Genomic DNA, 6,391 nt, shown 5'->3' with positions numbered 1-6,391 from the left:
CGGCGCGCGCTCGCGGTGCTGGGCTGCGCCTGCGTACTGCTGGCAGTGGCCGCGGGCTTCGGCGGCGCCGACCTGGATCTGCTGATGCGGGCGACCGCCACCTGCCTGGCCGCGGTCACCCTTGCCGCCGGCCTGCCGGGCGTCGCCCAGCGGAAGGTAGCGGCCGGGCGGCGGCGGCAGTCCCAGCTCCTCCTCGAACTCCCGCCCGGCCGCGGCCCGCGGCTCCTCCGGCGGCACGTACTCGCCCTTGGGGACCGACCAGGCAGCGGCGTCCCTGCGGGCCCACAGCGGCCCGCCCATGTGGGCCACAAGCACCTCCACGCCGGACTCGCCGACGCGGTAGAGCAGCAGTCCCGCACTGCGTTTTCCCGCCATGGAACCCAGTCTGGGACACGGCCGCGGCAGCCGCCGGTCCGTGCACCCGCCTATACCGGCGGCAGCGGCTCGACGACGTCCGTGGCCACGTGCTGGTAGATCACCGAGCTGCGGCAGTCGACGACCTCGCGGCGTTTGAAGACCTGGTCCATCAGGAGCGCGTGCAGCCGGTCGACGTCCGGAACGGCGACGTGTACGAGGAAGTCGTCGCCGCCCGCCACGACGTAGACGCTCAGCACTTCGGGCAGCGAGGTCAAGAACGCCTTGAAGCGCTCGATGACCTCGCGGTTCATCGGGCGGATGCGGACCGTGAGCAGGGCCTGCACCGGCCGGTTGAGCGCCCGCAGATCGACCGTGGCGCGGTAGCCGGTGATCACGCCGCGGGCGCGCAGCGCGCGGACCCGCTCCAGGCAGGTGGAGGGGGCGATGCGCAGCGTGCGGGCGAGGTCGCGGTTGCTCTGCCGCGCATCGCGCTGCAGTTCGCGGACAATCGCCGAATCAATGTCGTCCATGCCACCCCATGGTGCCCCATACACCGAATTTCGTTCGGCGGGCACTTCTTTTGATCATTGTTCCGGCTAACTTCGGCGATCGTGACCGTTCAACAGACACCTCTTCCCGTCTCCCACGCGCCGGTTGTACGGCGGCTGGGCGTCGGCAGCGGCACCGCGCTGTGCGCCGGTGCGGTGCTCGGGCCCGGCGTGCTCACCCTGCCGTCCCTGGCAGCGGCGGCGGCCGGGCCCGCCTCGATCCTCGCCTGGGTCGTCCTGCTCGCCATGTGCGTACCGGTCGCGGCGTCCTTCGCCGCGCTCGGCGCCCGCTTCCCGGACGGCGGCGGCGTGGCCACGTACGTGCACCGGGCGGCGGGGCCGCGGGCCGCGGCCACCGTGGGCTGGTGGTTCTTCGGCGCGGTACCGATCGGAGTGGTGTCGGCCGCCTGGATCGGCGGGAAGTACGTGGCGGACGCGGCCGGTTGGGGCGATGCGGGTGCCGCGGTGGTCGGCGGCGTGGTGCTGGCCGGTGCGCTGGTCTCCAACGCGGTCGGGCTGCGGATGTCGGGCCGGGTGCAGCTGCTGCTCGGCGGGCTGCTGGCCGTGGTGCTGCTGTGCGCGGTGCTGGCCGCCGCCCCGCACGTGTCGGCAGATCACTTCACCCCGTTCCTGCCCGGTGGCTGGTCATCGGTCGGCTCGGCCGCTTCGGTGCTGTTCTTCGCGTTCGCGGGCTGGGAGGCGGCGAGCCATCTGTCCGGTGAATTCGCCGACCCCGCCCGGGATCTGCCGCGGGTGACCCGCAATACGCTGATCACGATCACGGTGCTCTACCTCGGCCTGGCGCTCGCCACGATCGGCGCGCTGGGCCCGGCAGCGGCCGGTACGGACACCCCGCTGACCGCGCTGCTCACCCAGAGCGTGGGCGCCGCCGCGCGGCCGGTCGCCGCCGTGGCCGCCCTGTTCCTCACCTTCGGCGCGGTCAACTCCTATCTGGCGGGCGCCTCCCGGCTCGGCGCCGCGCTCGGCCGCGACGGGGCCGCGCCCCGCCGGCTCGCCAGGGGCGGCGGTCCCGGCGAGGTGCCGCGGCGCGCGCTCGCGGTGCTGGGCTGCGCCTGCGTACTGCTGGCAGTGGCCGCGGGCTTCGGCGGCGCCGACCTGGATCTGCTGATGCGGGCGACCGCCACCTGCCTGGCCGCGGTCACCCTGGCCGGACTCGGCGCCGCGCTGGTGCTGCTGCCGCGCCGCACGCCCCTGTGGTACGGCGTGATCGCCAGTGCCGTGCTGACGGCGGGGGTGCTGGCCTTCTCGGGGTGGCTGCTGCTGATTCCCGCGGCGCTGGCGCTCGCCTCGTTCGGCTTCCTGACGCTGCGCGGGCTCCGGGACCGGCAGCCGGGGGCGCGGCGCGGGTCAGCCGGCTGACCCGCGGGGGCCACGCGCCGTGTGGCCGGTGCCCGCAGGGGAAGCGGGCGGGCGCGTCGCCGCCGGGCCTGCCGCGCGCTCGCCGAAGCGGGCCCGCGCCCGGTCGACGGCGGCCTCGATCCGGCGGGCCTTGTCGTCCGCCGGGTCGAACGTCAGCTGCCTGGTGGCCCGTTCGGCCCGGCACAGGTCCTCCGCGCGCAGAGTGAGTGACCGTACCCGCGCCCGTTGCAGCCCGAGCGCCGCGTGCAGCGCGTAGGCCGCTTCGGTCAGCGCCGGGCCGTGCGCGGTCGGTTCGGCGAGCCTGCGGGTGCGGGTCGTCGTGGAACGGTCGGCGTAGCGGACGACGAGGGTGAGCGCGCGGGCCGCCTGCCCGCCCACCCGCATCCTGGCCCCCAGTCCGTCGGCGAGCGCGAGCAGGGCGCCGCGCCGTCTGTCCGGGTCCAGTTCGTCGTGCGGGAAGCGGTGTTCGGCGGCCATCGAGCGGGCGGCGGCGTACGGGGAGACCGGTGTCGGGTCGATGCCGCGGGCCCGCTCGTGCACCATCCGGCCGGTCTTCGCGCCGAGGATCCGCTGGAGGGTGGCGGGGGGCGCGGCGGCGATCCGGCCGATACTGTCGAGCCCGTAGGCGCACAGCGTGCGCGCGGTCGCCGGGCCCACGCCGTGCAGGGCGGCGGCCGGCCTGCGGGCGAGGAACGCGGCGACGGACCCTTCGTCCCCGGGGACGACCCGGACCTCTCCCGGCCGCGCGCCCTGGGCCGCCATCCGCGCGAGCAGCGGATTGCCCGCGACGCCGATCGTGCACCGCACGTCGTACCAGGCCAGGGTGCGCAGCCGCACCAGGGCGGCGATGCCCGCCGCGTCCTTGCCGAAGTAGCGCAGTGCCCCGCGGACGTCGGCCAGCGCGGCGTCCGGCGGCAGCGCCTCGACCGCCGGCGTGAACTGCGCCAGCAGGCCGAGCAGTTGCTCGTACGCCGCCGCGCCCACAGGCTCGCCTGCGGCGGTGCAGAACCGTACGTGGAGCACGCCGGGCTCCGGTACGGGGGTCATCCCGCGCTCCCCGGGCTGGAGTGCCACAGCTTGCGGCCGGTGGCGGCGCGTTCGCCGGGGGGCTGGAGGTCGGCCCACGGGTGCAGGGTGTAGCCGGTCTCCAGCCGGATGGTGCGTCCCGGCGCGGCCTCCGCCGCCTGCGGTGCGGCGGCGAGGCGGGCGCAGGCCGCTTCCAGGCCGCCGTCGCGGCGCAGTTCGGCCAGTTCGGCGAGGTTCCAGGCGGCGGCGCCGACCACGCCGACGCTGCGCGGGCCGCGGCGCTGGACGGTGCCGCGCACCAGCAGCAGCCAGGAGTGGAAGACGGTGTGCGCGCAACGCTCGTGGCTGTCGTCGAAGAAGGCGCAGTCGACCAGGCCCGTGCTGTCGTCGAGGGTGGTGAAGATGACCCGGCGGCCGGAGCGGACGGGCGGCGTCTGGGTGGCCGCCTTGGCCCCGGCGACCAGCACCGTCTCGCCGTTGCCCGCGCCCCGCAGCAGCCTGGCGGGCAGGACGCCCAGCTCCGCGAGGAACTCCCGGTGGTCGGTCATCAGGTGGCGGGAGGTGTCCATGCCGAGGACACCCAGTTCGGCGCTGAGCCGTTCGACGTCGCCGAGGTCGGGCAGCCCGACGGGCTCGACGGCGTCGGCCCGCCCGTCGTCGCCGCCGTCGGCCCGGCCCGGCAGCGTCAACTGGCCTGCGGGGGCCCGCCGTTGCCGCTGGTGGAGTTCGGCGATGTGCAGCAGCAGGTCCCTGCGGTTGGCGCCGAAGGCGTCCAACGCGCCGACCCGGGCGAGGCGTTCGGCCACCGGGCGGCTCGGCCCGGCCCGCTGCCACAGGTCCTGGAGCGAGGGGTAGGGCTGCCCGGCCTCGATCCGCCGCGCCTCGTCCTCGCCGATGCCGTGCACGTCGCCGAGCGCGAGCCGCAGCCCCCAGGCGCCGGGGCCGCCGCCGTCCACCGATCCGGACACCAGTTCGATGCGATGGGTGACCGCCGAGCGGTTCACGTCCAGTGGCAGCACCGGCACCCCGCGCCGCCGGGCGTCCGCGAGCAGCAGCCGCTTCGGGTACATCCCGGGGTCGTGGGTGAGCAGCCCGGCGTAGAAGGCCGCGGGGTGATGCGCCTTGAGCCAGGCGGACTGGTAGGTCGGCACCGCGAAGGCCACCGCGTGCGCCTTGCAGAACCCGTACGCGCCGAACGCCTCGACGATCTCCCAGGTGCGCGCGATCACTTCGGGTGCGTAGCCGCGCCGCCCGGCACGGTCCGCGAACCAGGCGCGCACCCGCCCCTGGAACTCCGGATCCGAGAGCGCCCGCCGCTTCTCGTCCGCCTCGTCCCGCGCGCAGCCGGTCATGATCCGCAGCATTTCGATGATCTGCTCGTGGAACACCACGACGCCGTAGGTCTCGCGCAGCGGCTCCTCCAGGTCCGGGTGCGGGTAGCGGACGGGCCTGCGGCCGTGCCGGGCCTCGATGAAGGGCCGCACCATGTCGGCGGCGACCGGGCCAGGCCGGAAGAGCGAGATGTCGACAACCAGGTCGTGGAAGGAGGCCGGTTGCAGCCTGCCGACCAGATCGCGCTGGCCGGGCGACTCGATCTGGAAGCAGCCGAGCGTCTCGGTGGAGCGGATCAGGTCGTAGGTGGCCGGATCGCGCGGCGGCACCTGCGCCGGATCGTCCAGGTCGATGCGGTGCCCGGTGGCCCGCCCGATCTCGGCGACCGCGTGCGCCATCGCGGACTGCATGCGCACCCCCAGCACGTCGAGCTTGAGCAGCCCGAGATCTTCCACGTCCTCCTTGTCGAACTGGGACATGGGGAACCCGTCGCCGCTGGTCGGCACGACCGGCGTACGGCTCAGCAGCGAGGCGTCCGAGAGCAGCACTCCGCACGGGTGCATGGCGATCCCGCGGGGCAGCGCGTCCAGGGACTCGACCAGCTGCCACAGCCGCTCGTCGGCGGCCTCCCGGACCCCGCGCAGCTCCGGAAGTTCGGCCAGCGCCGAGCGGGCGTCACGGGCCCTGATGTGCGGGAACGCCTTGGCGAGCCGGTCCACCCCGGCCGGGTCCATGCCCAGGGCGGCGCCCACGTCGCGTACCGCGTGCCGGACCCGGTAGGTCTCGGGCATCGAGACCGTCGCGACCCGCTCGGCACCGAAGCGGTCGAAGATCGCGCGGTAGACCTCCAGCCTGCGGGCGGACTCGACGTCGATGTCGATGTCCGGCAGCGCCTGCCGCCGCTCGGACAGGAAGCGCTCCATCAGCAGCCCGTGCTCGACGGGGTCGGCGTGGGCGATGCCCAGGAGGTGGTTGACCAGCGACCCGGCACCGGATCCGCGGGCCGCCACCCGGATCCCCCGCTGCCGCACGTCGTCCACAACCCGGGCGACCGTCAGGAAGTACGAGGGGTAGCCGAGCCGTTCGATCGTGCGCAGCTCGTCGTGCAGCCGCTCCCAGCGGGCCCGGTCGCGGTCGTAGCCGCGCCGCACCATTCCGGCGGCGCAGCGCGAGCGCAGCACCCGGGCGGCGGTGCGGTGTTCGGCGCCGACCAGCCGGGGTTCGGGGAAGTGGACGCGGCCGAGCCCGATGTCGCCCTGCGGGTCGACCAGGCAGGCGCCCGCGGTCTCCTCGGTCATGGCGAGCAGCCGGTGGGCGAGGCCGCGCCGGAAGCCGGCCGCCTCGGCGATCCGCTCGGCGGCGCGGCCCATCGCGGCGGCGTCCTTGAGCCAGCGTTCGCCGCTGTCCCAGGTCTCGGGCCGGTGCCGGTCGACCGGCACCAGGCGGCGGGCGGAGTCCAGGACGTCGGCGACCGGGCCCTGGCCGGGGTCGGCGTAGCGGACCGCGTTGGTCAGGACGGCGCGGATGCCCTGGTCGACGGCGAGGCCGAGGGTGCGGGCGGCCAGCCGGAGCGAGCCGGGGCCGCTGCCGGGACGTCCGTGGTCGACGGCCTCCAGACGCAGCGCGTCGCCGTACCGCTCGCGCCAGGGGGCGAGGAGCCGGACGGCGCGGTCCGGGCGGCCGGCGGCGAGCGCCCGTCCGATGTCGGATTCGGGTCCGAGCAGGACGGTGACCCCGTCCGTTGCGGC

General features: G+C 75.4%; 5 protein-coding genes. 1 reads left to right on the top strand and 4 read right to left on the bottom strand.

Going from position 1 to position 6,391, the window contains the following annotated elements; translation table 11 throughout:
- Together LIU39_RS34455 and LIU39_RS34450 are read right to left on the bottom strand one after the other, a co-directional pair.
- Positions 1–375 (bottom strand): NUDIX domain-containing protein (locus tag LIU39_RS34455; RefSeq protein WP_227050923.1); only part of this gene is annotated, 375 nt, incomplete at its 3' end.
- A 50-nt stretch (positions 376–425) separates the two neighbouring features.
- Complete coding sequence (locus LIU39_RS34450; protein WP_227050922.1) at positions 426–887, bottom strand: Lrp/AsnC family transcriptional regulator; 462 nt, start codon at positions 885–887, stop codon at positions 426–428.
- An 81-nt stretch (positions 888–968) separates the two neighbouring features.
- On the opposite strand from LIU39_RS34450, the gene LIU39_RS34445 reads away from it, so the two are divergent.
- Positions 969–2,285 (top strand): APC family permease, encoded by a 1,317-nt coding sequence (locus LIU39_RS34445; RefSeq protein ID WP_227050921.1) that lies wholly within the window; start codon positions 969–971, stop codon positions 2,283–2,285.
- On the opposite strand, the gene LIU39_RS34440 is transcribed toward LIU39_RS34445, so the two are convergent.
- A complete protein-coding gene (locus LIU39_RS34440; protein WP_227050920.1) occupies positions 2,274–3,332 on the bottom strand; it encodes a DNA polymerase Y family protein in 1,059 nt (352 codons plus the stop codon). The genes LIU39_RS34445 and LIU39_RS34440 overlap by 12 nt on opposite strands.
- A partial coding sequence (locus tag LIU39_RS34435; protein WP_227050919.1) for a DNA polymerase III subunit alpha occupies positions 3,329–6,391 on the bottom strand: 3,063 nt, incomplete at its 5' end. The genes LIU39_RS34435 and LIU39_RS34440, both read right to left, overlap by 4 nt.

The sequence above is a fragment of the Streptomyces pinistramenti genome (assembly GCF_020564935.1).
In the GTDB taxonomy this organism is placed as follows: domain Bacteria; phylum Actinomycetota; class Actinomycetes; order Streptomycetales; family Streptomycetaceae; genus Streptomyces; species Streptomyces pinistramenti.
The sequence above is the reverse complement of the archived record's forward strand: the minus strand, read 5'-3'. Positions and strand labels throughout refer to the sequence as shown.